The sequence below is a fragment of the Taibaiella helva genome, from assembly GCF_003545695.1.
GTDB lineage: Bacteria > Bacteroidota > Bacteroidia > Chitinophagales > Chitinophagaceae > Taibaiella > Taibaiella helva.
On the sequence record NZ_QUZZ01000003.1, the window covers coordinates 142400 to 168662 of the forward strand.

The 26263-nt window shown below is 52.3% G+C and carries 23 protein-coding genes; 11 read left to right on the forward strand and 12 right to left on the reverse strand.

Translation table 11 applies throughout. The annotated features are described in order from the left end of the window. Nucleotides 1-492: 492 nt before the first annotated feature. Both DZC79_RS05950 and DZC79_RS05955 read left to right on the forward strand, forming a co-directional pair. Nucleotides 493-2313, forward strand: a complete 1821-nt coding sequence (locus DZC79_RS05950) for a T9SS type A sorting domain-containing protein (protein WP_118950643.1) — start codon at nucleotides 493-495, stop codon at nucleotides 2311-2313. A 1033-nt stretch (nucleotides 2314-3346) separates the two neighbouring features. Beyond that, the gene (locus tag DZC79_RS05955) at nucleotides 3347-7441 is read left to right on the forward strand and encodes an Ig-like domain-containing protein (protein ID WP_157976956.1); all 4095 of its coding nucleotides are present in this window, start codon (nucleotides 3347-3349) and stop codon (nucleotides 7439-7441) included. A 98-nt stretch (nucleotides 7442-7539) separates the two neighbouring features. Here the strand turns inward: DZC79_RS05955 and ispE are convergent, their stop codons facing one another. Continuing rightward, nucleotides 7540-8364, reverse strand: a complete 825-nt coding sequence (ispE, locus tag DZC79_RS05960; RefSeq protein WP_118950645.1) for a 4-(cytidine 5'-diphospho)-2-C-methyl-D-erythritol kinase — start codon at nucleotides 8362-8364, stop codon at nucleotides 7540-7542. Nucleotides 8365-8462: 98 nt separating this feature from the next. Between ispE and DZC79_RS05965 the strand changes: the two genes are divergently transcribed. Next, entirely contained in the window at nucleotides 8463-9173 is a 711-nt protein-coding gene (locus DZC79_RS05965) for an ABC transporter ATP-binding protein (protein ID WP_118950982.1), read from the forward strand. Between the two features lie 3 nt (nucleotides 9174-9176). Then, nucleotides 9177-9737 carry a cob(I)yrinic acid a,c-diamide adenosyltransferase gene (locus DZC79_RS05970; protein ID WP_118950646.1) on the forward strand — a complete coding sequence of 187 codons (561 nt, stop codon included), beginning with the start codon at nucleotides 9177-9179 and terminating at the stop codon, nucleotides 9735-9737. A 25-nt stretch (nucleotides 9738-9762) separates the two neighbouring features. Here the strand turns inward: DZC79_RS05970 and DZC79_RS05975 are convergent, their stop codons facing one another. The 11 genes from DZC79_RS05975 to DZC79_RS06025 all read right to left on the reverse strand — a co-directional run bounded on the left by DZC79_RS05975 (nucleotide 9763) and on the right by DZC79_RS06025 (nucleotide 19617). Further along, entirely contained in the window at nucleotides 9763-10374 is a 612-nt protein-coding gene (locus tag DZC79_RS05975) for a bifunctional nuclease family protein (RefSeq protein WP_118950647.1), read from the reverse strand. A 136-nt stretch (nucleotides 10375-10510) separates the two neighbouring features. Further along, nucleotides 10511-13072: a DNA gyrase/topoisomerase IV subunit A gene (locus tag DZC79_RS05980; RefSeq protein ID WP_118950648.1), complete on the reverse strand. Its 2562-nt coding sequence runs from the start codon at nucleotides 13070-13072 to the stop codon at nucleotides 10511-10513. A gap of 78 nt (nucleotides 13073-13150) precedes the next feature. After that, nucleotides 13151-13816 carry an alpha/beta fold hydrolase gene (locus tag DZC79_RS05985; RefSeq protein ID WP_118950649.1) on the reverse strand — a complete coding sequence of 222 codons (666 nt, stop codon included), beginning with the start codon at nucleotides 13814-13816 and terminating at the stop codon, nucleotides 13151-13153. 45 nt (nucleotides 13817-13861) lie between these two features. Then, nucleotides 13862-14554: a hypothetical protein gene (locus tag DZC79_RS05990; RefSeq protein ID WP_118950650.1), complete on the reverse strand. Its 693-nt coding sequence runs from the start codon at nucleotides 14552-14554 to the stop codon at nucleotides 13862-13864. Continuing rightward, nucleotides 14547-14885 carry a PadR family transcriptional regulator gene (locus DZC79_RS05995; RefSeq protein ID WP_198666802.1) on the reverse strand — a complete coding sequence of 113 codons (339 nt, stop codon included), beginning with the start codon at nucleotides 14883-14885 and terminating at the stop codon, nucleotides 14547-14549. Before DZC79_RS05995 ends, DZC79_RS05990 begins: the two co-directional genes overlap by 8 nt. 81 nt (nucleotides 14886-14966) lie before the next feature. After that, on the reverse strand, nucleotides 14967-15884 hold the full coding sequence (locus DZC79_RS06000) for a hypothetical protein (protein ID WP_118950652.1): 918 nt from the start codon (nucleotides 15882-15884) through the stop codon (nucleotides 14967-14969). A 9-nt stretch (nucleotides 15885-15893) separates the two neighbouring features. After that, complete coding sequence (locus tag DZC79_RS06005; protein ID WP_118950653.1) at nucleotides 15894-16619, reverse strand: shikimate dehydrogenase family protein; 726 nt, start codon at nucleotides 16617-16619, stop codon at nucleotides 15894-15896. A gap of 9 nt (nucleotides 16620-16628) precedes the next feature. Then, a complete protein-coding gene (locus tag DZC79_RS06010; protein WP_118950654.1) occupies nucleotides 16629-17414 on the reverse strand; it encodes an SDR family oxidoreductase in 786 nt (261 codons plus the stop codon). Between the two features lie 49 nt (nucleotides 17415-17463). Further along, nucleotides 17464-18486: a patatin-like phospholipase family protein gene (locus tag DZC79_RS06015; protein ID WP_118950655.1), complete on the reverse strand. Its 1023-nt coding sequence runs from the start codon at nucleotides 18484-18486 to the stop codon at nucleotides 17464-17466. Between the two features lie 9 nt (nucleotides 18487-18495). Beyond that, a complete protein-coding gene (locus DZC79_RS06020; protein ID WP_118950656.1) occupies nucleotides 18496-19047 on the reverse strand; it encodes a hypothetical protein in 552 nt (183 codons plus the stop codon). Between the two features lie 72 nt (nucleotides 19048-19119). Then, complete coding sequence (locus DZC79_RS06025; protein WP_232831767.1) at nucleotides 19120-19617, reverse strand: DUF983 domain-containing protein; 498 nt, start codon at nucleotides 19615-19617, stop codon at nucleotides 19120-19122. A 19-nt stretch (nucleotides 19618-19636) separates the two neighbouring features. On the opposite strand from DZC79_RS06025, the gene DZC79_RS06030 reads away from it, so the two are divergent. The 7 genes from DZC79_RS06030 to DZC79_RS06060 all read left to right on the forward strand — a co-directional run bounded on the left by DZC79_RS06030 (nucleotide 19637) and on the right by DZC79_RS06060 (nucleotide 26255). Beyond that, nucleotides 19637-20110, forward strand: a complete 474-nt coding sequence (locus DZC79_RS06030; protein ID WP_118950657.1) for a GAF domain-containing protein — start codon at nucleotides 19637-19639, stop codon at nucleotides 20108-20110. 106 nt (nucleotides 20111-20216) lie between these two features. Then, complete coding sequence (locus tag DZC79_RS06035) at nucleotides 20217-21428, forward strand: Lnb N-terminal periplasmic domain-containing protein (protein WP_118950658.1); 1212 nt, start codon at nucleotides 20217-20219, stop codon at nucleotides 21426-21428. Nucleotides 21429-21436: 8 nt separating this feature from the next. After that, nucleotides 21437-22243 (forward strand): alpha/beta fold hydrolase, encoded by an 807-nt coding sequence (locus tag DZC79_RS06040; RefSeq protein ID WP_118950659.1) that lies wholly within the window; start codon nucleotides 21437-21439, stop codon nucleotides 22241-22243. A gap of 137 nt (nucleotides 22244-22380) precedes the next feature. Next, entirely contained in the window at nucleotides 22381-23649 is a 1269-nt protein-coding gene (locus DZC79_RS06045; protein ID WP_118950660.1) for a sensor histidine kinase, read from the forward strand. 17 nt (nucleotides 23650-23666) lie between these two features. Then, nucleotides 23667-24365, forward strand: a complete 699-nt coding sequence (locus tag DZC79_RS06050) for a response regulator transcription factor (RefSeq protein ID WP_118950661.1) — start codon at nucleotides 23667-23669, stop codon at nucleotides 24363-24365. 35 nt (nucleotides 24366-24400) lie between these two features. Next, on the forward strand, nucleotides 24401-24934 hold the full coding sequence (locus DZC79_RS06055) for an OmpA family protein (RefSeq protein ID WP_157976957.1): 534 nt from the start codon (nucleotides 24401-24403) through the stop codon (nucleotides 24932-24934). Nucleotides 24935-25007: 73 nt separating this feature from the next. Next, a complete protein-coding gene (locus DZC79_RS06060; protein ID WP_118950663.1) occupies nucleotides 25008-26255 on the forward strand; it encodes an ABC transporter permease in 1248 nt (415 codons plus the stop codon). Nucleotides 26256-26263 lie beyond the last annotated feature (8 nt).

Consider the following 26263-nt stretch of genomic DNA (forward strand, 5'->3'; position numbering starts at 1 on the left):
TGTTCCTGCTTTTCGATTTTTGACGCGGAAGAAGACGGGGAAATGCCTGAAGCGACACCAAGCTTTTGCATTTCGTTAACAAACCGAAATCGCTATTATACTGTCTTTACAAAATGAGTCCCATTGTTTCATTTAGGTACCTCTTGAAATAACAGCGCTTGGTTTGTTATTTTAAGAGGTGCTTATCTGCCGTACGGATACAATTTAGCCCCCTGGTTTCGTGCCTATGAAAAGAAACTTTACGCTGAACCGAAGAGTATGCCTGTTGTCTTGTCTGCTGCCTGCTATTCTTTTCTTTATTCCCGTTACTGTTCTTGCTGCCGGACAAACCACTGCGGCCTGCAGCAAGGTAAGCCGGCACGCTGACGGCTTGTCCCTGTATACTTCTTTTCCCCACGCTTTAGTGATCTTAATACCCGGACAGGCACGCCGGTGTCCTGTAATACCGGTTACATCCGGTGCGCATTCGTTGACTTCTTATTTAACTTTTATATGAAAAACAGAGCTCTACCTATCAAGCGCCTGGGACTTGCCCTCTCCCTGGCTGTATGCAGTCTTGGCGCTAAGGATACTTTTGCACAGCTCGCTGCCAATACTTACCAGTTCAGCGCCATAAGCGGCACTTATACCGAAATTACCGGTGGTACCGCGATTGCCGGTATCTCTCAGGATGATGGTACCTCTGCAGCCATTCCTATCGGGTTTACTTTTAACTACTGCGGTACCGATTATACCCAGGTGAAAGTTTGTTCCAACGGTTGGGTTACCTTTAATACGAGCGTTACCAGCACGACCTGGACAAACGACCTGTCCAATCTTGGAACGATCAAACCTGCTTTGATGCCGTTGTTTGACGATTTAGCAGGCTGGGGTACCGGCGCAGCGCCCTCTTATACTGTTACGGGCACAGCACCCAACCAGGTGTTTACCATCCAGCTGAAAAACTGGAACTGGCGTGGGTCTTCCGGCAATCCTCCCAATTTGTCATTGCAGGTGAAATTGTACGAGACCAGCAACCTGATCGAGTTTATCTACCGCCAGGAGCCGGATGCCGGCAACCCCTCCAGCGCTACTATCGGTTTGGCCGATAACGACGCTTCTGTAGGCTACCTGGTGCTGAACAACGCTACCGCGGCGCCTACCGTTTCTTCCACAACCCTGACCACCAGCATCGCTACCCGTCCTGCTACCGGCCAGATCTACCGGTTCAAGCCGATGCCGCCTTTCGATATGAAAGCCGACAGCGTAATTGTAGCCGAACCTTTCTGCTCCAACTCAACACAGCCGGTATCTGCACGGATCGTAAACCTGGGTACTGCTACCATCAATTCGGTTACGGTACAATGGTCGGTAGATGGTGTGCTGCAAACACCGGTAACCTACAGTGCAGCGGCCATAACCAATTTTACAACTGCACCTAATAATACTGCTACGCTTGCGCTGGGCGATGTCTTCTTCCCCGATGCCAGCCCGCGTACGATTAAGGTATGGACCGAACAGCCTAACGGCAATGCCGACGAGGTGCCCACCAACGACACCGTTACCAGGGCGATCGCCGCTGGTCTGCAAGGTGTGGTTGTCGATCTGCAGCCCAAGGATACAACGATATGCCAGGGCGATCACTTCGTTCTCGACGCAGGCGGCTATCCTAATAACCCGATCTATATCTGGAGCACGGGCAGCCTCGACTCCTTCATTACCGTAGGCACCGCAGGCAGCTATAGTGTGAAAGTGCAGAATACGGATGGTTGCTTTGACCGCGATACGGTTACGGTAGCGGTATATCCCGATCCTCTGCTGAACTCCGTAGCTGTTGTGGACAATGGCGACAACTCTTTTACCTTTAATGCTATCGGTGCGCAGCACGTGACCAGCTATAAATGGGATTTCGGCGATGGCTCTGCCCCTGTTGAAGCAAACGGCATGCCTACCCAGGTAATTCATGCTTTCACTACTCCGGGTGATTATACGGTGACGCTTACGCTCTACAACAATTGCAGCGAAGTGACCAGGGAAGTTGTGATCCATATTGCCGGCCCTCCTCCTACGGGTGTAAACGAGCTGGATGCGTTGAGGAAAGATATCCGTATCTATCCCAATCCAGGTAAAGAAACCATCGTGATCAGCCACAGCGGTGGTGTAAAGCTTGACCAGGTTGAGGTCTATAACCTGACAGGCCAGCGCATTATGAGCATTCCCATGAAAGGAGCTCAGCAGCAGATCGATATCTCTGTGCTGGCGCCCGGTATCTACAACGTTATGATCGGCACTGAAAAAGGTAAAGTGACCAAGAAACTTGAAGTCATCCGATAACCAATAAACAAGCAAGCCCGAAGGAGCTGTCCGTAACAGGACGGCTCTTTTGCTTTTTTATTCATGATATTACAGCGTGCAGACGGGCATCTGCGGGATCAAGCGTAAAAGATGGGGGATGCAATATAGGTATGTCCTGAGGAAAATCCGGGCATCGGTTCAGCATCCCGAGGATGAAACCCTTCAGTGCTTATATGTGAGCTTGTGCCCCATCTGCACGGCCGGGCCGGCGGCCGGATGCTTATTCTTCTTGGTAATCCTGGTTTTGCTCCTACGGAGCAATTTATGTTTATTCATATTGGCGCTACAAACGATCGGCTCCTAAGGAGCCCTACAGGATCATCTGCAAACCTTCTCCCATCTGCGGCCTTTTGATTTTATGAATCTTGCTCCTTTCTCTTATTTTTTCAATCCTTACCGGCTTCTAAACCTTCCGGGCAGTCTTTGCAGGATATAGCGGATGAAGGTAACAGCGCTGTATGAACAAGGGGGCTGCTACTTTGCTCAATAAGCAACGACTGTAAAAGCGATAGCAAAGAAAAAGATCAGGATTACCTGGCAACCGGCGTCGAAAACAAGACGCTTGAAAAAAAGAAGTTAATATTTATCCTGGCCCGGGTAAAGGATATGGTTACCGTTCAGGCGCCTGATGATATAAAAATATTGAAAGTAGTTTTGTATAATCTTTATGGACAGCAATTGCATATAGATAACGACCACAGGATTGGTGTATCCAGTCTGGCTACCGTCATCTATCGGTAGTTGTCTTTTATTGGGAAAGGCAGCGCTATGCGCAAGCTTAAAATATGAAAATAGTACTTTCCTTTTTTAAAAACAGGGTGTCTTCTATCCGGCGGACATCCCGTTTTTCGTGTCCTTAGGGGCATCACATACGATTTAAAGTCATTAGCTAAACATAACGCTGCGTTAAATTTTTTTGTTCTTAAGTATAGAATAGTATTGGATTGATTTATCAATTAGCTTCGTTAACTTTTTTATCCTCTCCCCAAACCAATTGTAAATGCTTATTGAGATGAAAACTACATTTTGTAGGTACCTGCGGAACACGATTCTTTCTGCGTTTTTAATCGTTATGGCCAGCCAGGCACAAGCTCAGGTGCCGGCATCAAGCTATAGCTTTGCCGCGCAGGCGGGAACGTTCACCGCCCTTACCGGCGCGACGGATGTGCCGGAGATTGAAAGTGATGAAGACTACTCGGATGCTGTACCTATCGGATTTAATTTTACCTATTGTAACAATACCTATACCGAAGTTGTAGCCAGCTCCAACGGCTGGTTGAGCTTTGGTTCACCAAGCTCGAGCACGAGCTACAATGATGCTTCTTCGCTGAACGATGTCAAGCCCGCATTATTCCCGCTCTGGCAGGATCTTGCAGGAGACGGCGGTACGGCCTCTTACGCCACTACAGGTACAGCGCCCAACCGCGTTTTTACCTTTGAATTTAAAAACTGGTATTGGAATTACAGCGCCAGCACTCCGGTAATCTCTTTCCAGGTTAAGCTGTATGAGACCACCAATGTGATCGAATTCTGCTACAAGCAGGAAACCGGTTCTATCAGCGGCTGGTTCCCTGCGGCAACGATCGGTATCGTCGATGGCGACCCTCTGCCGACATACCTTACTCTGAACAATGCCTCGGCTACGCCCACGGCATCATCCACTACGTTCTATACCGGAATCACGACCAAGCCGGCTAACGGGCAGATCTATCGCTTCAGTCCGCCGCCCAATTGCTCGGGAGGAACTTTTCCCGCTGTAACCGCAGCTGTAGTATCACCTGCAGCAGTATGTATCAGTGGTAATGTGGATCTCAGCCTGAGCACACCGATGCCCATTCTTACCGGTCTTTCCTACCAGTGGCAATACTCTGAAACGGGTGCTGCGCCCTGGACCAATGTCGGCCCGCCCACCAACCTGCCGGGCCAGTCGGCGCCGGTGACCACGCCCCGTTATTTCCGCTGCAATGTGTTGTGCAACGGCGGCGCTACGCCTGTATGGACCTCGGGCAATTCCCCCCAGGTACTGGTCAACAATCCCGGATCGCCTACGGCTACCGGCGCTACGCGCTGCGGCCCGGGTACCCTGCAGCTGTCGGCGACCGGAACAGCTGGTGGCCCCCAGATCAAGTGGTATGCCAATCCCACAGGCGGTGCGCCAATCGGTACCACCAGCACCTGGACCACGCCTTATGTACCGGCAACCACTACTTTCTATGTTACAGCGGGTGCGCCCGATGTTGCCGGAACCAAAACAATTGGTGCAGGTCTGAACGTAACTAACTTCTACGATATTACGCCCTTCACCGGATGGAACGGCGGTTTCAAGCACCAATACCTGATCCATGCTTCAGAGCTTGAGGCGATGGGAATCGAGCCGGGCACGGTGCTCACCTCGCTGGCGTTCGATGTGCTTACCTCCGGTAATACTTACGATGACTTTTCCGTAGCCCTTAAAAATACGACCACTACAGCATTCTCCAGCTCGCCTGTTGCGCTGGAAAGCGGTGCCGTACAGGTTTATACGCCTGCTAACCATACAACCTCAACCGGTCTGAACACCTTCGTGTTTAATTCCGGAACGCCTTTTGTATGGACCGGAGATAACCTGCTGGTGCAAACTTGCTGGAGCAATAACAACAGCTTTAACAACACCAGCGAAGTGCGCTATGATGACGTATCCTTCAATGCCACACAGTACGGCACCGGCTACGATATGCCTGCCAGTGTATTCTGCGATGCGCCGCCCGATATAAGCTGGACCTCCTACGAATCGAGACCCAAAATGGTCTTCGGCTACACTGCTTCCTGCCAGGGACCCCGTGTGCCTGTAGTCGCTACAGTTACGGCTTCTCCGGCGCTTACCGTGACCGCACCGGATGTGATCTGCAACGGAACCATCGCACCCATTACGGTAACGCCCCAAAGTACGCCCTATACTACCTACCATTGGAACGAAGGCGATATCTATACCGATGCCGGCGCTACCGTGCCTTATGTAGGAACCAATTCCGCTACTTCGCTTTTCTTTAAAGCTGCCGATGCGGGCGAGCATGTTTATTATCTCTTTGCAGAAAATACAACGACCAACTGTACATTTGCCGATACCGTGCGCATATGGAATCAGCCAGGTACCGTAACGGTGAAGGCTGTATTGGATACCCTCTGCAATAGCGGGGAATCGATTATCTCTCTTATGCCGGGAAGCGGTTATTTCCCCGGCAGCATTAGCTGGATGGATTCACCCAATGGTACTACCTATGCACCGATCCCCGGAGCTTCTGATCCCAACTTTACCACGCCTACGCTGACCGACAGCCGCTTCTATAAAGTAGTGGTCAAAGCGGGCACCGCCGACTGTCACACTCTCGAGCAGGAAGTGGTGGTAGCGCATCCTGAAGTGGTATCGACCAAAGACAGCTCCCGTTGCGGCCCAGGTGTCGTGACCCTGGAAGCGCAGTCCGGCGGAAACGCGGTGATCCGTTGGTATGATGACCCTGCAGCTACTGATCCTATCGGCGAAGGAAGCCCGTTCAATACACCTTACCTCGCCAGTACCACAACTTTCTACACCTCTGCTGCTACCGGTGCTCCGCAGCCCGAACCTACCCTGATCGGCAGCGGCAACTCTACCAGCAGCTGGACTGAAATGCCCTATAACGTAAACTATATGGGCAATAAGGTGCAATGGCTCATCAAAGCTTCTTCATTGCAAGCTGCAGGGTTCAACGCCGGCTATATCAACTCTGTCGGCTTCGATGTGGAATCGGCTGGTGATGAAGTGGAGAACTTCTCTCTGAGCATGAAGCTGACTACAGCGACTACGCTGGGACCCAGCCTGGAAACCGGTTTGCAGACAGTATTCTCCGCGCCGTCTTACCAGCCGGTATCTAGCTCTGTCAATGTACACAACCTGACCTCCCTTTTTTATTGGGATGGCACCTCCAATATTGTGCTGGAAGAATGTCATAACAATAGTTTCTCCGGTGGCTGGAGCTCAGATGTAAAAAGGACCTTCGGCTCTACGCTGACCAACAGCGCCAATGAGGCTGACCACTGCGCCAACCCGCTTGCGAATACGAATACTTCAACCGATATGCCGATCATCCAGATCGGAATGGTATTGCCTTGTGAAACGGCAAAAGAACCGGTAGTCGCTACCGTACACCCCGTGCCGGTTGTAGATTTGGGTGCTGACGTAGATATCTGCGTAGACGAAGGACAGGAAGTGCTGGTGCTGGACGCCGCTCTGCAGCCCGACAATGGTACTTACCTGTGGGATGATGCCAGCACACAGCAGGTGCGCGCCGTTCATCAAAGCGGTAGCTATTGGGTAAAAGTGACCAACGAATTCAGCTGTGCTAAGGCAGATACCGTTAATATCAACTTCCGGATTAACCCTGAAGTACAGCTGGGTAATGATACCTCAATTTGTAACGGCGCTGTACTGAAGCTGAATGCCGGCGACGATGGTATCGATTACTTCTGGAGCACAGGCGCCGTAACCAAGACCATCAATGTGGCATCGGCGGGTACTTATTTTGTTTTTGTGACCAATGATGTAGGCTGTATCAAATCGGATACGATCAATGTAAGCACTGCCGGTCAGCTGCCCAGGGTAGATGGTATCGTTATCGACAACAATGGTATCAATACCTTTAGCTTCACTGCTGTGAACCCGCAGAACGTGATCGGTTACGATTGGGATTTCGGCGATGGCTCACCGCACAGCAACCTGGCTAACCCGGTACATACCTACGATACGATAGGCGAGTATATCGTTGTGCTGAAGCTGAGCAGCAGCTGCGGTTTCTACACCGATTCTACTGCCGCCAACATAGTGGGCATAAGGCAGCTTAATGTGAGCAATGATGAAATGACTGTTTACCCCAACCCCACAAGGGCCACGGCTACCATACTGAACAAGGGCGAGCTGAAGATGGAACGTATCCAGGTGTATAATGTGCTTGGACAAGTGATCTACGATGCCAAGGCAGACAGCAGGGATAAGCATACTCTGAAGCTGGAAGGCTTTGCCTCGGGTATGTACACCATCGAAGTCTTTACCGATAAAGGAACGGTTGCCCGGAAGCTGGAGATCATGAAGTAACCAGCGTCCATACAAAACGAAGGCCGCCCGGTAAAACCCGGGCGGCCTTCGTTTTGTTTAGCTACTTTCCTGAAATACTTTTCTGAAGACAGGTCCGGTCAGTCCGGGCGGCTGCAGAAGGTTGTAAAAGGAACCGTGCTATGAATGGTGGCCTTGCTGCCCTGGCTGAAGATGCCATAGAGCGATGATCCGCTGCCGCTCATCGATGCATAGACAGCGCCCTGCTGATACAGCTGCTCCTTAATATCGCGGAGTACCGGGTACTGTGCCATCACCGTATCTTCAAAGTCGTTGCGGATATGCGCCTTCCATTCTTCGGGGGAGAGCGTATCGATACGCCGCAGGTCGAATGGTGCGGGGGCAGGCTTTACGCCGCTGAAAGCTAGGGCAGTGCTGACGTGCAGCAAAGGGCAGACCAATTGGATATTATAGCCGGAGAGATCCAGTGCCAGCGGTTCCAGCAGCTCGCCCCTGCCTGCGGCAAAAGCCGGCCGGTTACGGATAAAGAAAGGGCAATCGCTGCCGAGCTGTAACGCGTAGCTTTCAAGCGTATCGTCATCGAGCCCCAGCCGGAAATATTCGTTGAGCATATTGAGCATAAAGGCGGCATCAGCCGAACCACCACCCATGCCTGCGCCCATTGGGATAATCTTGTGTAGCCGTATCTGTAAAGGCTTTACCAGCTTCGGAAAGGCTGTTTGCAGCAGGTTATAAGCACGCCATACCAGGTTGCTCTCCCGGTCTCCCGCTACTGCAAGGCCGGAAAGGGACAGGCTGCTTGCGCTATCCGCTGCATCGATCAGCTCCAGGGCATCCCTGAACGGAACTGGGTAAAACACCGTTTCCAGGTTGTGATAACCATCGTTCCTTTTTCCGGTGATGTATAAGCCGATATTGATCTTGGCATTGGGGAAAGTAAGCATAGGCTATGCAATTATAAGCAGATACGGTATAATTATTTCTGCGGGCTGCAAATTATCGATAAATTTGAACTTTAATGCCGGCAGTGCCGCTACCCTTCATGCAACAGATCATTACCCTTAAGGACATCCGCAAGAACTATTACTTAGGCAAGGAGCCTGTTCCCGTATTAAAAGGCATTGAGCTTTCTATAGAGAAGAACGAGTATGTGGCGCTGATGGGGCCTTCCGGTTCGGGCAAGTCCACTTTGATGAATATCCTCGGCTGCCTGGATTCGCCTACCTCGGGGCAATATATTCTGAACGGGAAGGATGTGAGCCGGATGGCGGACGATGAGCTGGCCAATGTGCGCAACGTTGAGATCGGCTTCGTTTTTCAGCAGTTCAACCTGCTGCCCCGCCTCACTGCCTGGGAAAATGTAGCTGTGCCGCTGATCTATGCCGGTGTCGGTAAAAAAGAAAGGACAGATCGGGCCCATGCCATGCTGAAGCAGGTAGGCCTTGGCGAACGGGCACACCACAAGCCCAATGAGCTTTCCGGGGGGCAGTGCCAGCGCGTGGCCATCGCAAGGGCATTGATCAACAATCCCTCCCTGATCCTGGCTGATGAACCTACCGGTAACCTGGATTCCAAAACCTCCGTGGAGATCATGGAGCTCTTCGGCAGCATACAGGCAAATGGCAATACGGTTATCCTGGTAACGCACGAAGAAGATATTGCCGAGCATGCCCGGCGTATTGTCCGCATCAAAGATGGTGTGGTAGAGAATGATCGCGTCAATAAGAATTTCAAAATTGAATTAAGCAAATAAGTCATGGCTTTCAGGGTCTATACCAAAACAGGAGATAAAGGCAGCACCGGGCTTATCGGTGGCACACGGGTACCGAAAGACCATATCCGCATCGAGGCTTATGGTACAGTAGACGAGCTGAACTCCTACCTGGGCGTAGTGACCGACCAGCTGGGCGATCCGCTGGTGAATGAATGGATACTGGAAATACAGGACCGTCTTTTTACTATCGGTTCCTCGCTGGCTACCGATCCCGATAAGGCACCTAAAATGAAGCTGCCCGATCTGCATGCCGGCGATATTGAATGGCTGGAAAAAAGGATCGATGAAATGGACGATACGCTGCCGCAGATGAAATCGTTCATCCTGCCCGGAGGTCAACTGGCGGCCAGTCATGCGCATGTAGCGCGTTGTATATGCCGGCGCGCCGAACGCCTGTGTGTGCACATGCAGCATAATGATGAATTCGTATCGGAAGATGTGCTCAAATACCTGAACCGGCTTTCCGATTTCCTTTTTGTGCTTGCCCGCTTTATCGTATTCAAAAACGGGGGCAAAGAAATACCCTGGCGGGCCAGGGTATAAGTTATATTGCCGGGTGGAAGCATGTCTACTTTTTCCCTTCCCTGTTCTTGATCTCATCGCGGATCGCGATAGCCTGTATATAATCTTCGTTTTCCAGTACCTGGTGCAGCAGCTCGTTCAGCTCGTCGATCGTCATAGTCTTCAGATTATGGGATGAAGGCTGTGTGTTGCTTTCCTGGGGCTCTTCAGCAGTGTCGGAAGTCTCTTCCGTACTGCCCGCGCTGGGCTGGTCCATAAACAGGCCGGCGGCCTCCAGTATGTTCTCGTAAGTGAAGATAGGACAGCCGATGCGTACTGCCAGCGCCAGCGCATCGGAGGTGCGGGAGTCGATTTCGATGATCTCTTTACCGTTGGAGCAGATCAGCTGTGCGAAGAAGATGCCTTCTTCCAGCTTATAGATAAGTACCTCCTGCAATTCAATGTTGAACGACAGCATAAAGTTGTAGAACAGGTCGTGGGTCAGCGGACGGCTTGGCTTGATCCGCTCCAGCGCAACGACAATCGCCTGGGCCTCGAATGCTCCGATAACGATAGGCAGACGGCGCAGGCCGTTGATCTCGCCCAATACGACAGCGTAAGAGTGGGTCTGTGTCACGCTGCTGGACAAAGCCACTATTTCAAGTTCGATTTTTTTCATTTGCTATAATATCGCTCCATATCCAGGTCGCCGGCTCATACAGCCTCTGTGCCTTACGAGATGTGAAGTTAATAAACCTTTGAGTTATTCAGTTACTTTTTTGGACAAGCGATACTACGGTTGCCCTGCATATTGATCAGAACAAAGTGGGCGCATCGTCGTGCTGGTCTGCCTCCCTGGGACCGGCCTCTTCAACTTTGCTTTCGGTTTCCGGCTCCTCTTCCTTCTCTTCGAATAAGATGTCCAGCAGGTCTTTGTCGCTTAGCTTATTTCCGACAGCCTTCCACCCGCTTACATTCACTTTCTCGGTAAGATCCACCATTTCTTCCCTGGCATCTGCCTTCTTCTTACCCAGCCTTAGCGTTACAATAGGATGCGGATCTGTCGTTACCAGCTCCAGCTTATTCTTAGGACCTTCCTTGATGAACAGGAATTTGCTCTTCAGCGTCTGCGTTTCGATATGGAAACGTTTAACACTATATTGTGCCTTATCCGCATCAAAGTACACTGCAGTAATTACTTTTTCGGGATTGAACTTTTCGATACGCAGCACCTGGCTTACCTCGTAGCGGTTACCCAAGTCAAAATCGGTCAGCTCGTAATGCCCGTCCTTATAGAATACAAGAATACGATCGTCCTGTTCGAAGCTGCCCAGCAATTTGCCGTAGCCATCCGTGTTAAGGCGTCCTACCTGTGCGTCGTACCATATCCTGGGGGCAGAAAGCGTACTGCGTCCCTGCTCCTTGAACTTGATCTGCCTTACCGGGTATTTGGTGACCTGGTTGCCCTGTGAACTGCGGCCTTTGATCACCAGCTCCTCGAAGTAAAAATCGAAGACCTTGACACGGGCCGAGCTGCCGGGCGAAAGGGTTACTGTTACCACCTCTGCCTCGCCATTGGGATTAGCGGAGAAATACATCACCTTGCTGCCCTTATTGCCTTTGGTCAGGTCATATTCTTTATCGCGTGTAATACCGGTTACATTAAAACGCTTGGCATAAACCACACCACTGCCCCCATCCATATACATCATGTTGTAAGTGGTGCGGTCGTCATTTTTCCGGAATACGTCCAGGTGGATGATGTCTTTGCCCACGAAGGTCTTGTCGGCTACCTTGGTTACGATCATGGCCCCGTCCTTGCGGAAGACGATGATGTTATCGATATCAGAGCAGTCGCAGACAAACTCGTCCTTCTTCAGGCCCGTCCCGATAAAGCCTTCTTTACGGTTTACGTACAGCTTCGCATTGGCGATCGCCACCTTGGTCGCTTGTATCGTATCGAACAGCTTGATCTCTGTCTGGCGTTCTTTGCCTTTGCCGTATTTCTTCAGCAGGCCTTCGTAATAGGCTATGGCAAATTCGGTGAGGTGTTCGATATGATGCTTGGTCTGCGCTATATTTTCCTCAGTCGCTTTGATGTGCTCGTCGGCTTTGAAGGAGTCGAATTTGGAAATACGCTTGATCCTGATCTCCGTCAGCTTCACGATATCCTCCTGCGTGATCTCCCTCCGGAAAAGTTTTTTGTAAGGCTTCAGGCCTTTGTCGATAGCGGCCAGCACACCTTCCCAGGTTGTTTCTTCTTCAATGTCGCGGTAGATCCGCTTTTCAATGAAGATCTTCTCCAGGGAAGAATAATGCCAGTCGTCCTCCAGCTCTTTCAGCTTGATCTCCAGCTCCCGTTTCAGCAAGGCCTTTGTATGGTCTACCGAATACTTCAGGAGGTCGCTTGCGCCAACGAAATGCGGCTTTTCATTGATGATGATACAGGCATTAGGAGAGATGGATATTTCACAATCTGTAAAGGCATAGAGGGCATCGATCGTCTGGTCGCTGGATACGCCGGGAGCCAGCTGTACCGCCAGCTCCACGTCTTTTGCCGTGTTGTCGGTAATGCTCTTGATCTTGATCTTGCCGCTGTCGTTGGCTTTCAGCACGCTGTCGATCAACTGCTGGGTAGTGACGCCGTAGGGCACCGATTTAATGAGCAGGGTCTTTTTGTCCAGCTCTTCAATATGTACCCTCACCCTTACTTTGCCTCCCCTGCTGCCGTCGTTGTAATTGCTCACATCGATCGTGCCGCCGGTCTGGAAGTCGGGGTAGAGCTCAAATTTGCGGCCTTTCAGGTGTTTGATGGCCGCATCCAGTATCTCGCAGAAATTGTGCGGTAATATTTTTGTCGACAGACCGACAGCGATTCCTTCAGCGCCCTGCGCCAGCAGCAGCGGAAATTTCATCGGCAGCGTCACCGGCTCGTTCTTACGACCGTCGTAGCTCAGCTGCCATTCCGTGGTCTTGTTGTTGAAGGCAACCTCAAGGGCAAACTTGGAAGGCCGGGCTTCGATATAACGGGCAGCAGCAGCGCTGTCGCCGGTGCGGATATCTCCCCAGTTGCCCTGCATGTCGATCAGCAGGTCCTTCTGGCCCAGGTTGGTGATGGCGTCGCCTATGGAAGCATCGCCATGCGGGTGATATTGCATCGTTTGGCCGATAATATTGGCCACCTTGTTGAAACGACCGTCATCCATCTCCTTCATGGCATGAAGAATGCGGCGCTGAACGGGTTTCAGCCCGTCCTCAACCGCAGGTACAGCACGCTCCAGTATCACATAGCTTGCATATTCAAGAAACCAGCTCTCGTACATCCTGTTGATGGACGGCGCGCTGTGTTCCTCATGTTCGAGTTCCTGTTCGGTCATTTAGTCTTTCTGATAATTTAAATGCGGCTGCAAAAATAAGAAAATGGGGGCAAGCAGCCGTTAAATATGAAAAAGCGGTTATATGGTGTCCGGTAGGGCAAGATAATGCTTCAGCAGGGCGGTGATCTCTTCCTCTCGGGTAAGCTGCATCTGATGGGTGCCGCCTGTTACCGGTATTGCCTGCGACAGGTTCCGGTAGGGGAACATGCCATCGCGGGTACCATGAATATGGACAATATCGCTGCGGTAATGATTGCTGCCCTGCCAGTTGACGATAGCATTGACGCACCAGGACAGAAATGCCGGATCATTACCCTCAGCCATGCTGATGGCCAGTTGCCGTACAACCGGAGCCGTGCGCAGCTCGGGTAGCAGCAGGCTGCCCCAACGGGTACCGGCGATAAAGGCCCTGCCGGATAACAGCCGGTGCAGCTTGCTGTAGCGGAGCTGCCTCAGCCGCCAGGGCATTTCCGCCCGGCATTTTACAGAGGAGACCAGAATAACTTTTTCAGGATGGGTGTGCCGCAGCAGCTCCATGACCATGATCCCACCCATCGAATTGCCTACCAGGTTAAAGGGGCGTATCGTATCGATCAGGGGAAGGAAACGTAAGCAATAGCGGGACATCGTATCGCCGGCTTCATGCCGGGGGAGAGGCAGGTAGACGGCACCGGGAATCTGCGCCAGAGGATAGGCGTAAAACCGTTCATCAGTAGCAATGCCGCCGATAAAATAGGTGGTCATATTGTCGATATGGTCCTGTGCATGATCATCTTGTTATCCGGCTATTTAGGCATAGGTTGTGCCCATTTGTTCCTGGAGTTCCCTGGTGTCTGCGGCTGCTTTACGCATCAATCGGGCAAAGAGGATCAGGTTGGCGCTGAGAAGAGCAACCATAATCCCTGTAAGGCAAGCCTGGAGCCATGTGCCTGCAAACTCCGATACCAGGAGCACGCCCAGGCCGGCCCAAAGCCAGAAGAGCGTATCGATGCTGGCTTCATGTGCCTTTTCCATAAACAGGCCACCTGCTTTTGTTCGCTGACGTAGTATGAAAATAAGACTACCATACAAAAGCTCTGCACCAAGCAGCAAGCCCAGGCCCTCCTGCAGCAGGTGCCGCTGCGATAAGGCCAGGAAGAGCTTACCCGCGAGCAGGCCCAGCAGGATCATCCCCGGGAAATGCAGCGAAAGCAGGAACTGCTTTTGTTCCCTGCGGTACCATGTCTTATACCGCTGGTAAACCCCCTTTTCAAAAGCCTCAGCCAGCGGGGCAAAACCCTTAACGCCGAAGGAACGGTGCGCCTGTGCCATGGCTTCGTCCAGGCTGAGGCGGCTATCGTGCTGCAGCAGCTCTTCTACCTTACAGGCAAAATGATCGGTCAGCTCCATGAGCAGGGCCGGCTCGGCAAAACGGGAAGAGCGGGTGCTGATGAACTGACGCAGGCGGGCCAGCTCTGCCGCGGTCAATATTTTTTTATCCATTTTTCAAACGGTATTTCAGGATCTTCTGCAGGGAGCTTATGGCTTCCTGTAAGGCTTCCAGCTGTTGTACGGATTCCTTTTTTCCTTTCCGGTTCAGCTTGTAGTATTTCCGCAGCCGGCCATCAGCCATCTCCGTCTCCGTATCGAGCAGGCCCGCTGCCTCCAGCTTGTGCAAGGCGGGATATAAAGCGGCTTCAGTGATCCTGGTTTTACCCCTGCTGCCGTCCTGCACTGCTTTGGTGATCTCGTATCCGTACATGCGGCCGTTGAGCTGCAGCAGCTGCAGCACTACCGCCGATAAGCTCCCTTTTATGATGCGATCTGTTTCCATAATCTATTGTCAAAGATAGATAAAAAAAGATACCTAATCAAATTAGGTATCTTGTCCAGGCCTTATATTTTTATATCGCTGTTATTGCTTTTTCCAGGCAGCTTCCAGCTGCGCCATCAACCGCCAGTTGTCCATAGGGTCGAGCCGGCGCAGAGTATAAGGCCTCAGCTCCTGCTTTTGCCGGCCGGTCTTCACCGAACGTTCGTATTGTCTTGCCGCAATGCCTTCGTACACTTCCTTTTTGATAAAGAGGAGATCAGCATAATAATATTCTTCGTTCCTGTTCTCTGCAGGGTTCGTGCTGATCGTGATCTCGCGGTCCTTCGACAGGCTTACCTGTAAATAGCGGTCGCTCAGCTTCCATTCGAAATAGCTGTTATCACCGTAGTTCAGCAGGTCGGACGGTGTTTCCGGGTCATTGTTGCTGATGAACGCGATCTGCTCTTCTGCCATACCCTGGGCCTTCATGGTATCGATCCGGGCTTTGTGCTCGGCTTCGGCGTCCAATGCTTCCGTGGTCTTGCCCAGCTTACGGGACAGGCGGAGCAGCATCGAATCAAGGTCTTTCTTGTCCCGGAATTTCGTTTGAGCGAAAATAGCCAGCGGGCGATAACGCTCATCGGTCTCAACGTTCACGCGGTAAAAGAAAATGCTGTCGAAGCGGGCGATACTATCCAGCGTCTCCGTAAAGAAATAATATCGCTTCTCCTTCCACACGAAGACATGTTCGGGCAGCTCCCCGCGGGCGAAGGAATCCTTTTCGCGAAAGGCCTCGTAATGTTTTTCTGACCAGTCGCTATTGACCGTGTCCAGCGTTGCACCGAAAAGCGGAAGAACATTCTTGCCAAACGGGATCCGCGAAAGGTCAAAGCCGGATCTGGCGGCAAAGGTGGCCGGCTGTGCCCGCTGCGCAGTCGTGTTGCCGCTTTTGCCTTTGCAGGAGAACAGGCAGACGCAAACAGGTAGCAGTATTCCAAGCCGGAGGGTTTTGTTCATCATCGTCGTGTGTTAATGGCTGTTCCATATAGCCCAGGCAGCTTCGGCCTGCGCGATCAGCATTTCGTAGCCGTTCTTGATCTGCGCTCCCTGTGCTTTCCCTTTTCCCAGGAAAAGCGTTTCGGCAGGATGATAGATCAGGTCGTAAAGCAGGTGCTGCCTGCCAATATGTGCATAGGGGATGCCGGGGCAATGCCCGGTATCCGGCACCATGCCCAGCGGGGTCGTATTGATGATCAGCAAATGCCGTTCCATCATGGCTTTGTCGACCGCTCCGTAGGTCAGCTGCCCCGGGGCAGCGCTGCGCGATACCAGCGTGAATGCGATACCGAGTTGCTGCAACGAGTAGGTTACGGCCTTGGAGGCGCCGCCGGTGCCCAGCACCAGGGCATGGGTATGCCAGGGTTGCAACAAGGGTTTCAGGCTTTGGGTAAAGCCGGTGGCGTCGGTATTAAAACCTTTAAGCCTGCCCTTGCTGATGCGGATCGTATTGACCGCGCCAATGGCCCTCGCGGTATCGTCCAGCTCGTCGAGCAGGGGGATCACAGCCTCTTTATGCGGTATCGTTACATTGAGGCCCAGTAACCGGGGCTCCCTTGCCAGCAAGGCTTTCAGCTCACTGATATGCGCCAGCGGGAACTTGCTGTACGTCAAGGGCAGGCCCAGCTGCTCAAACTTATGGTTGAAATAGCCGGGCGAAAAGGTCTGGAGCAATGGGTAGCCGATAATGCCGTACATAAATGTCTGTTAAAGGCTACCGGTGCGGCCGCCGTCTACAGGAATGCTGACCCCGGTTATATAAGCGGCTGCCGGCGTTGCCAGGAAAGCGGCTGCCGCAGCAATCTCTTCCGGTTGCCCGAAGCGCTTCATCGGGATCTCGGCAAGCATTTCTTCTTCCACATCCGCTTTAGCTGTACCGGTCTTGACCGACTTATTGTTGACAATGGTTTCCAGACGGGCTGTGGCTGTAGCTCCGGGCAGGATATTGTTTACCGTAATGCTGAAAGCGGCCAGCTCGTTGGAGAGCGTCTTGGCCCAGGAGGCCACGGCACCCCGTATGGTATTGCTTACACCCAGTCCCTTCAGTGGGATCTTTACCGATGTGGAAATAATATTGATAATGCGTCCGTATTGCTCCGCTTTCATGCCGGGCGTTACCAGCTGCGCGAGCAGCTGATTGCAGATCAGATGCTGCTGGAAGGCCTGGAGAAAGGCTTCCGGCGTGGCTTCAGTAATAGGCCCTGCGGCAGGACCGCCGCTGTTGTTGATCAGGATATGGACTGGTTGCTGTGCTACATAAGCTGCAACCACGTTCTTTACAGCGGTATAATCGCTGTAGTCGGCCACCAGGTAATCGTGCTGCTGGCCTGCAGCAGTGTCCAGGCCGGCAACAGCCGCCTGTAATGAGATTTCGTTGCGTGCGATCAGGGTGCAGGTGGCGCCCAGCAGAGCCAGTTCCCGGGCTATAGCCAGGCCTATGCCCTGTGTGCTGCCGCCCACCAGCGCATGTTTGCCTGTAAGAGATAATTGCATAGTTATTGCTTTAATGCTGCAAATATACAGCCTGGGATTTAACCTGTCTTTAGACCAGTATGCTGCTGCCGGGAGAGAGACCGGCAATATACTGGTTCATGGTACGCTCGCCCTTTGCCACCATGCCTTTCATCTCTGCAGGGTCGAAGGTAAGTCCGCCGGGGCCGCCGCCCAGGTGACCGTCCGGGCGGATGAGGTGCAGGTTTACGCTGCGCTGGTTGCTGAAAGGGTTGCCGGGAACATTCAGCAACGCATCGATCTGGGATGCAGGCAGGCCGTGATCCGAAAGGTTTTGCCGCACCGTATCGATATAGCTCAGCCCCTTGTTGTAGAGCTGGGGCATCCGGAGATCGTTCTCGCCCACGTCTTCGCTGAAGATCTCAATGGTACGCATCAGGATGTCGGGCACACTGTTATATCTTTTCTCGACCGGCGGATTGATCTCCGGGGAAAGCAGGATCACGAACACCTCATCGGCGCCCTGCTCGATGGCCAGCTGGATGCCGGCATACTCGCGTACGCCGCCATCGACATACTGGCGCAAGGGTTGTGCGCCTGGGATCACTTCTATGGGCGTCATGAATACCGGCTGGCAGGCCGAAGCCAGCACTGCCCGCCGGAAATGATCGGCCTGCTTCAGGGTTACGACTTCATGTTCCGTTGGCTTGGACAGGTTCCTTGAAGAAAAGTATACCGCCGCTTCGGTTTGCAGACAGGTAGTAGCCAGCACGACATTGTACGGTCTTGCCACCAGGTCGCTGAAAAAGGCGTCGGTATAGTACTGTGTCAGCAGCCTGGCCAGCGGCTCCACGCCGAAAATGCTGTCGGCAGTAAGGATGCGGTTGCCGACATTATGCGTTGTGATCACCTGTTCGGTGGTTACAGAAGTATAGAGTTGTTCGAGCAGGGCAATATCCTTAGCGGTAGCGAGTGGCGCGATCAATGCGCCGGTGCTGGTGCCGATCAGCATATCGAAGCTGAGGCCGGGCCGTTGCCGGAACATGGCTTTGATGGCCCCTACGGCAAAGGCTCCCTTGGAGCCGCCGCCGCTGATAACAAGTGCAGTGGACATAAAAAGGCTTTAAGGGTTAAAAGGATCGGATGTCGTTTTCTTTTTGGGCCGGACCAGGTTGAAACCAAGGCTGGATTGCAGCCACCATTGATGGTTGCCGTAATCGCGGTAGCCGGTAAAAGCCAGGTTGAAGAGCTGGAAAATCTCAGCCTGTATGCCGCCGCCGGCCAGCTTTTGATTGAAGGAGCCCCAGAAGTGACCGCCGGTAAGCTGCACATTCAGTACCGTGCCGAAAACACCGGCGCGCATATCGAACAGCCTCAGCGAGGCGATGGGGCCGGTCTGCACGCCCCAGCGTCCCCGGGTATAGATGCCCGCGACCTGCGCGCCGATCCGCAACCGTGTAGGAACTACGGTATATTGCGGCGCAAAGCTGAAGCCGATCTGGTAATTGTCGGGCGTGGTCTTGAAATCGGATACCAGGCCTTGCTGCAGGTTCAGATACCCGGTAAAGCCTTTGGGGAATTCAGGCGTGCTGTTCTGCGCGGCTGCGGGCAGGGCGGTGTACAGCATCAGGGCGGTAAGCAGGCAGCGTCCTCCTTTTGAGCATACGGGAGCCATTTGTCAGGATTAGGTTTCCCCCTAAAGGTACTATAACTCCTGCGCCGGCAGATGGCGTTTGGGAAAAATACGTTATTCTACGGAGGTCTGTTCTTCCTGTCCGGGTGGCCGGTGAGGGCTGCTGCCATATTTCACGAACATGTAGAGATAGAGCACCCTGGAATAGCGCATCAGCAAAGGTTGCAGCAGGAGGAGCATCGCCACTGTAATGCCAAGGTACCACCAGATGCTGTTGTTCTTCCAGGAAAAACCGACAAAGAACCCGAACCATGCCGCGTTGAAAATGGCTACGCCCACCGATAAGGCATAGCTGACATAGCCCGTGCCGTAATAAAAGCCAACTTCGAGCTCCATCTTCTGCCCGCATACCGGGCAGCGTTCGGGCATATGCATCATTTCTTTCAGGGGAAATATGCTCTTGTTGATATACATATTTCCTTTGCGGCAGTTGGGACATTTCATACCCAGGATACCGGGAAGCAGTGAAGGTCGGTTGGCCATGGTATTGTAAAAATTGATAGCAAAGGTAACCTTAATCTCCGTTCTTTGCAGGAATGCTGATCCGCTCACCGAATAACCTATTTGTTTTATGGCTGAAGAATTAATGCCCGTAACCGGCAGCAAAGAGGAGCAATATGCCGCGCTGCTGCCCCAGATCGAAGCGCTGGTGACATATGAGCCCGACCTGGTCGCCAACCTGGCCAATGTTACCGCAGCGCTGAAAGAGCAGTTTGGCTGGCTGTGGACGGGCTTTTACCTGGTAAAGGAAAATGAGCTGGTGCTGGGTCCTTTCCAGGGACCGATCGCCTGTACCCGTATTGCAAAAGGGCGCGGCGTATGCGGTACTGTCTGGGCGCGTGGCGAAACGATCATCGTGCCCGATGTGGAGCAGTTCCCGGGGCATATTGCCTGCAGCAGCAGCTCCCGCTCAGAGATCGTGGTGCCGGTGTTTAAAGAAGGACAGGTGGTCGCCGTTCTGGATGTAGACAGCGAGCAGCTGGCGCAATTTGACGATACCGACAAGCAATGGCTGGAAAAGACAGTAGCAGCAATAAAGTGGTAGCGCCGGTAATGACGGTACGGGTATCCTCTTAAGGTCGTTATCCGCCAAGAATCATATTCTGTTCATCTTTTTGTAGGTTTGCGTGTTTTTCCAAACAAGCCTTTTCATGCGTCGTTATCTTTTATCCCTGCTGCTCGTCCTGTGCTCCCTCTATGCCTTTGCCCAGGCCGACAGTGCGGCTACGCCGGCAGCAGACACCCTCAGCCCTTTCCGCATCAGCATCCTGACCTGCGGTGTGGGCGATGAATTGTATTCTTCTTTCGGTCATACCGGCGTGCGGGTTACCGATACCCGCAGCGGAAAAGATGAGGTGTACAATTACGGTACCTTTAACTTCAGCGACCCGGAGTTCTATAAAAAATTTACCCTGGGCAAGCTGCCGTACTACCTCGATAAAAGTAGCTATGACGATTTCATGTACACTTATGTGGAGGAAAAACGGAATGTGCAGGAGCAGGTGTTGGCCCTGAGCCCCGACCAAGTGCAAAGAATGATCCGCTATCTTGAAAACAACCTGAAGCCCGAATACCGCGAGTACAAATACGACTTCCTTTTCGACAACTGTGCGACCCGTGTGCGCGACATCTTTCCCCGCGTGCTGGGCGATGAGTTTTACTTCGGCGACGTGCTGGACGGCAAAAAGATCAGCTACCGCGACATCCTCAACCAGTACCTGGCCGACAAGCATTGGGAACGGTTTGGGATCAACCTGCTGCTGGGCAGCAAAGTCGACAGCATCATGACTGGGGAAGGGGCGATGTTCCTGCCCGATTTCATACACAAAGGCCTGGTGCATGCCAAATACCGGGGACAGCATGTGGTGAAGAGCAGCAGCACCATCCTCGATCATAAGCACGTTTTCCGTACTACTTTTAACGGGCCGCTATGGATGATGATCGGCCTGCTGGTCCTGACGGCGCTATCCTTCCTGGTCCCGTCGTTCCGCTACCTGAAATCGGTGCTCCGTTTCCTCCTGCTTTTCCTTACCGGCCTGCTGGGTATCTTCATGCTCTTTATGTGGCTGGGTACCGATCATCAGGCCTGTTCGGGCAATCTCAATATCCTGTGGGCAGTGCCATTCAACCTGGTGGTGGCTTTTGTGGCGCATAAAAAGAAACCGGGTCTCCGCATTTATGCCCTGGCGGCCATCAGCCTGGTCATCGTTGCCCTTATTGTGCACCTGCTGGGCTTCCAGCGGATGCCGCTGATTGAACTTGCACCCCTCCTGCTGTGTTTGATGTATATTTATATCGACATGTACAAGCAAAATATCGGCAGCCCGGCTTTTTCGGTGGAAACCGGTGCTTCCGCAACCTGAAGATCTTCATGAGTAAAATTCATTATACAGTACAAGGCCAGGGACAGCCCCTGGTGCTGATCCACGGCTTCCCCAACGACAGCAGCGCCTGGGAGCCCCTGCTCCCGGCTTTGACTTCCCGTTACCGGGTATTGCTGCCCGATCTTCCCGGCGCGGGGCAAAGCCCTTTGCCGGCCGCACCGCTCAGCCTGGAATATATGGCTTCGGCTATCGCAGCTATGCTCGACAGGGAGCAGATACCCGCAGCTGTATTGGCCGGGCATTCGATGGGCGGCTATACGGCCCTGGAATTTGCAGCCCGCTATCCCGGCAGGCTGAAGGGAATATGCCTTGTCCATTCGCTCGCTTCGGCCGACAGCGCGGAAAAGAAAGAAAACCGGCGCAAGGCTATTGCGCTGATAAGGAAAGGAGAAGCGGAAAAAGAAATGTTTCTCAGGGGAATGGCCCAGAACCTGTTTGCCGAATCGTTTGCGGCCAGCCATCCCGCAGCAGTGAGAAACGTTGTCGATCTGGGCATGAAGCTCTCCGCCGATGCGCTGGCTGCTTTTTACCAGGCCATTATGGAGCGCAGCGATAAGCAGGCCCTGCTGGAAACCCTTGATTGCCCCCTGCAATGGATCATCGGCAATGAAGATACGGCAACGCCGATGAAAGATGCCCTGGCACAATGCTACAAGGCCAGGGTCAATGCGGTATCGCTGTATGAGCCTTGCGGTCATATGAGCTTCATCGAGCATACCGGCCGCCTGGCCGCCGATTTGAACGCTTTTCTCGATTATTGCTACCGGGAAGTCAGTCCGGCTGATCATTTATAGTCTTTCACACGCCGCCCGCAATTGCAGGGCGGCGCTTTTATTAAGCCCACGCCTTTTATCTATAATCTTTAACTAAATGTGAATGCAGGCGGATATTTTGTTCACCTCTTCGTTTACAAGTACATTTGTTACAGATAATGAAAAATGCAACGATACGGCTGATCCTCACCCTGGCCTTGTTGCTGGCGGCAGGTATCATCGCCACGCAGGTATATTGGGTCAAACGAGCTTACGACCTGGAAGAAAAGGAATTCAGTCTCAATGTGAATACCGCCCTGCGGAATGTAGCGTTCAAGATATGGGAGCTGAAGAAAATACAGCCGCTGGTATATAACGTGGTAGACCAGGTAGAGCAGGACTATTTTATTGTGCAGATCAACGATCATGTGGATGCCGATGTACTGGGGCATTTCCTTTCCATGGAATTTGAGCGAAGGAATGTGATCACGGATTTTGAATACGGCATGTACGATTGCATGAGCGATAGCCTCATGAATTATCACTACATCCACATGAGCGGGAGTAACGAGCCCTTTACCCCTGTCATGAATTTTCCCAGCCTGGCCCGCGAAAACTACTACTTCGGGGTGTTCTTTCCGCACCGGAAAAATTATATCGCGTCACAGCTGTCGATCTGGATCTTATCTTCGCTGGTGCTGCTGTGCGTGCTGATCTTTTTGGGCTATGTGGTCTTTGTGATCCTGAAGCAAAAGCGGCTGAGCGAAGTGCAGAAAGATTTTGTCAATAACATGACGCATGAATTCAAGACACCCCTGGCGACCATACAGCTTTCTGCCGAGGTATTGAAGAATCCTGATATTGTGCAGAAGCCGCAGCGCCTGCTCAACTATGCTACGATCATCGACAATGCAGCCTCGCAGCTGGCGCTGCAGGTAGAGCGGGTATTGCAGATGGCGCATGCCGAAAAGGGCGAGATCCAGCTGCGGCAGCAGCCTATCGTGTGGCAGCAGCTGCTCCAGGATGCAGTAAAAGGGTTTGAGCATATGCTGCTGAAGAAAAATGCCGCGCTGCACCTGCATTTGCCCGAAGCCAATGTGGAGTCGACAGGTGACGAGCTTCACCTCAAAAACGCGGTGAGCAACCTTATCGACAACGCTCTGAAGTATGCTACGGAAAATCCTGTTATTGATATACACCTGAAGGCAAACAATAAACAGATCAGGGTCGACGTTAGCGATAACGGCGTGGGGATCGACAAGAACCACCAGAAAATGCTGTTCAGGCGGTTTTACCGTGTGCCGACAGGGAATATTCATGATGTAAAAGGCTTTGGTCTGGGGCTCAACTACGTCAAGATCATTGTGAAGGCCCACGGTGGCGAAGTGGTCTGCAATAGCAAGCCGGGTAAAGGAAGCACCTTTTCCCTTATCTTTCCTAAAAAATAACGAATTAAAACTCCTATATGCAACCAAAAGCAAAGATCCTTTTAGTAGAAGATGACAGCTCTCTGGGCTTTGTAGTGAAAGATAACCTGGAGGAGCACGGGTATGAGGTGATTTTCAGCTCTGATGGTGAGAACGGTTGGCAGCAGTTCATGCGCCACAATATCGACATCTGCCTGCTGGATGTGATGCTGCCCAAAAAGGACGGCATGGCGCTGGCGGCCCAGATCAGGAAGAAGAACGATAAGATCCCGATCCTGTTCCTTACCGCCAAGTCTATGGATGAGGACCGTATCGCAGGGTTCAAAGCCGGCGGCGACGACTATATCACCAAGCCCTTTAACATGGAGGAGCTGTTGCTGCGTATAGAAGTTTTCCTGAAAAGGACCCGGAAGAAACCGAGCGAGCAGGCCGAAAAATTCGAGTTGGGCAACCTGGTATTCGACTACAACAACCTGCTGCTGATCGACGGAACGCATAAGCAGCAGCTTACCCAAAAGGAGGCCGACCTGCTGCAATATCTTTGCCTGCATGCCAATGCCGTGGTGAAACGGGAAGATATACTGATGAACGTATGGGGTAAGGAAGATTATTTCCTGGGAAGAAGCATGGATGTATTTATGACCAAGATCAGGAAGTACCTGAAGGATGCCGAAGGGGTGGACCTGCAGACGGTTCACGGTGTCGGCTTTAAATTGATCCTTGCCAAACAGGAATAATGTATAACTTTGCCGTCTCCAATAAAACCATTCGTATGAACCACCGCCGTATATTTTACCTGCTGACCCTTCTGGTGCTGCCGGCCCTGTTTTATTCCTGCAGCCCGGCAAAAAAAGCGGCCAGGAAGAAACACACCTATATGGAGTCGGCCTACGCTACTTTAAAGGAAGCCGTGAACGAAGCCGAAGTAACGATCCTGAACGATACCATTAAGGTATTGTTCCCCGAGCACCTGCTGTTTAAGAAGAGTTCGGCCGAGATCAACGAAACGACTTCTCCCTTGATGCAGCGTTTCGGAAATGCGCTCAATAAATATGATAAGACCAGCATTCTGATCAACGGCTATACAGACAATACCGGTACTGACGGGATCAATGAAAAGCTGTCCAAACAGCGGGCCGATTCTGCGCAAAGTATGCTAGCGCGCTTTGAGGTACAGAAGACGAGGATGTATACCTGGGGGCTGGGTATGAGTAACCCGATAGGCGACAACAATACCGAAGAAGGCAGAAGGCGGAACCGGAGGGTAGAGTTCATTATCCTCTATAACTATGATCCGGCTAAGTAAAAGCGCCGGAGCCGTTCAAAACCGCTAATGGCGTACATTCGCATTACAAAAACTGCCTGAGCCCGGTTTTACGATGGCCAATAATTTCCTTTTCAATACAACACTTGCTTACCGCTCGATCCGTACCAATAAGCTGCGTACCGGTATCACGGTAGGCATTATCGCGTTGGGCATCATGGCGCTTATCGGTATCCTTACGGCCATCGAAGGGTTGAAAGCCAGCATCTATTCCAGCTTCAGCGGTATGGGCGCCAATACTTTCCAGATCACCAACGAAATACTGAAGAAGAGAAGAGGCGGTGGCGGTATCAATATTACTTCCGTCGATCAGCGCAGCATCAGCTACCGCGATGCTGTGGATTTTAAGAAACGTTTCTCTTTCCCCGCTACGGTAGGTATTTCTATGTCGGGTACCAGTGTGGCAACTGTAAGGTACGCTTCCGAAAAGACCAATCCGAACATACACGTCATGGGCGTCGACGACCGCTACCTTACCATCTCGTCGACCACGCTTGCTGCCGGGCGCAATTTTTCCGTTACGGAAATAGATAATGGCGGCTATGTATGCCTGCTGGGTAACGGTATCGCCAAAAAGCTTTTTAAAGGCAAGATCGGGAATGCGATCAATGCGTTGGTATCGGTTGGTTATGTCAAATACCGCGTGATCGGCGTGGCCGAGAGCAAGGGGAGCAGCATGATCTCCAACCTGGACAATAACGTGTTTGTGCCGCTGCAAAATGCCCGGGCCGTATATGGTGGCGATAAATCTTTTGTGATCAGTGTGCGGGTCGACAATGTGGCGTTGATCGACATCGCAGCGGAGGAGGCTGAAGGAACGTTCCGGATCATCCGCCGGGTGCCCCTTAATGCCGAGTCCAATTTCGGCGTCAATAAGAACGATAATCTCGCCGCTATGGTGATGGAAAATGTGACCTATGTTACCGGCGCTGCCTTGTTTATCGGGCTGATTACCTTGCTAGGCGCTGCGATAGGACTCATGAATATTATGCTGGTGTCTGTGGCCGAAAGAACGCGGGAGATCGGGGTGAGCAAGGCGCTCGGCGCCCGCAGCAGTTCGATCCGGAGGCAGTTCCTTACCGAGTCGGTCATGATCAGCCTTGCCGGCGGCCTGATCGGTGTAATTACCGGCATTCTTATCGGCAATATTGTATCGGTGCTGCTGAAAAGCGGTTTTATCGTTCCCTGGATGTGGATCAGTATCGGTATTGCCTCCTGCACTTTTGTGGGCTTATTTTCGGGGCTGTATCCCGCAGCCAGAGCCGCCCGGCTCGATCCGATACAGGCGCTGCGTTATGAGTAGCGCGTATA

Bases quoted from the DNA above. Each gene is read 5' to 3' on its own strand.
- DZC79_RS05950 (WP_118950643.1), top strand. From the start codon at position 493: ATGAAAAACAGAGCTCTACCTATCAAGCGCCTGGGACTTGCCCTCTCC.
- DZC79_RS05955 (WP_157976956.1), top strand. From the start codon at position 3,347: ATGAAAACTACATTTTGTAGGTACCTGCGGAACACGATTCTTTCTGCG.
- ispE (WP_118950645.1), bottom strand. From the start codon at position 8,364: ATGCTTACTTTCCCCAATGCCAAGATCAATATCGGCTTATACATCACC.
- DZC79_RS05965 (WP_118950982.1), top strand. From the start codon at position 8,463: ATGCAACAGATCATTACCCTTAAGGACATCCGCAAGAACTATTACTTA.
- DZC79_RS05970 (WP_118950646.1), top strand. From the start codon at position 9,177: ATGGCTTTCAGGGTCTATACCAAAACAGGAGATAAAGGCAGCACCGGG.
- DZC79_RS05975 (WP_118950647.1), bottom strand. From the start codon at position 10,374: ATGAAAAAAATCGAACTTGAAATAGTGGCTTTGTCCAGCAGCGTGACA.
- DZC79_RS05980 (WP_118950648.1), bottom strand. From the start codon at position 13,072: ATGACCGAACAGGAACTCGAACATGAGGAACACAGCGCGCCGTCCATC.
- DZC79_RS05985 (WP_118950649.1), bottom strand. From the start codon at position 13,816: ATGACCACCTATTTTATCGGCGGCATTGCTACTGATGAACGGTTTTAC.
- DZC79_RS05990 (WP_118950650.1), bottom strand. From the start codon at position 14,554: ATGGATAAAAAAATATTGACCGCGGCAGAGCTGGCCCGCCTGCGTCAG.
- DZC79_RS05995 (WP_198666802.1), bottom strand. From the start codon at position 14,885: ATGGAAACAGATCGCATCATAAAAGGGAGCTTATCGGCGGTAGTGCTG.
- DZC79_RS06000 (WP_118950652.1), bottom strand. From the start codon at position 15,884: ATGATGAACAAAACCCTCCGGCTTGGAATACTGCTACCTGTTTGCGTC.
- DZC79_RS06005 (WP_118950653.1), bottom strand. From the start codon at position 16,619: ATGTACGGCATTATCGGCTACCCATTGCTCCAGACCTTTTCGCCCGGC.
- DZC79_RS06010 (WP_118950654.1), bottom strand. From the start codon at position 17,414: ATGCAATTATCTCTTACAGGCAAACATGCGCTGGTGGGCGGCAGCACA.
- DZC79_RS06015 (WP_118950655.1), bottom strand. From the start codon at position 18,486: ATGTCCACTGCACTTGTTATCAGCGGCGGCGGCTCCAAGGGAGCCTTT.
- DZC79_RS06020 (WP_118950656.1), bottom strand. From the start codon at position 19,047: ATGGCTCCCGTATGCTCAAAAGGAGGACGCTGCCTGCTTACCGCCCTG.
- DZC79_RS06030 (WP_118950657.1), top strand. From the start codon at position 19,637: ATGGCTGAAGAATTAATGCCCGTAACCGGCAGCAAAGAGGAGCAATAT.
- DZC79_RS06035 (WP_118950658.1), top strand. From the start codon at position 20,217: ATGCGTCGTTATCTTTTATCCCTGCTGCTCGTCCTGTGCTCCCTCTAT.
- DZC79_RS06040 (WP_118950659.1), top strand. From the start codon at position 21,437: ATGAGTAAAATTCATTATACAGTACAAGGCCAGGGACAGCCCCTGGTG.
- DZC79_RS06045 (WP_118950660.1), top strand. From the start codon at position 22,381: ATGAAAAATGCAACGATACGGCTGATCCTCACCCTGGCCTTGTTGCTG.
- DZC79_RS06050 (WP_118950661.1), top strand. From the start codon at position 23,667: ATGCAACCAAAAGCAAAGATCCTTTTAGTAGAAGATGACAGCTCTCTG.
- DZC79_RS06055 (WP_157976957.1), top strand. From the start codon at position 24,401: ATGAACCACCGCCGTATATTTTACCTGCTGACCCTTCTGGTGCTGCCG.
- DZC79_RS06060 (WP_118950663.1), top strand. From the start codon at position 25,008: ATGGCCAATAATTTCCTTTTCAATACAACACTTGCTTACCGCTCGATC.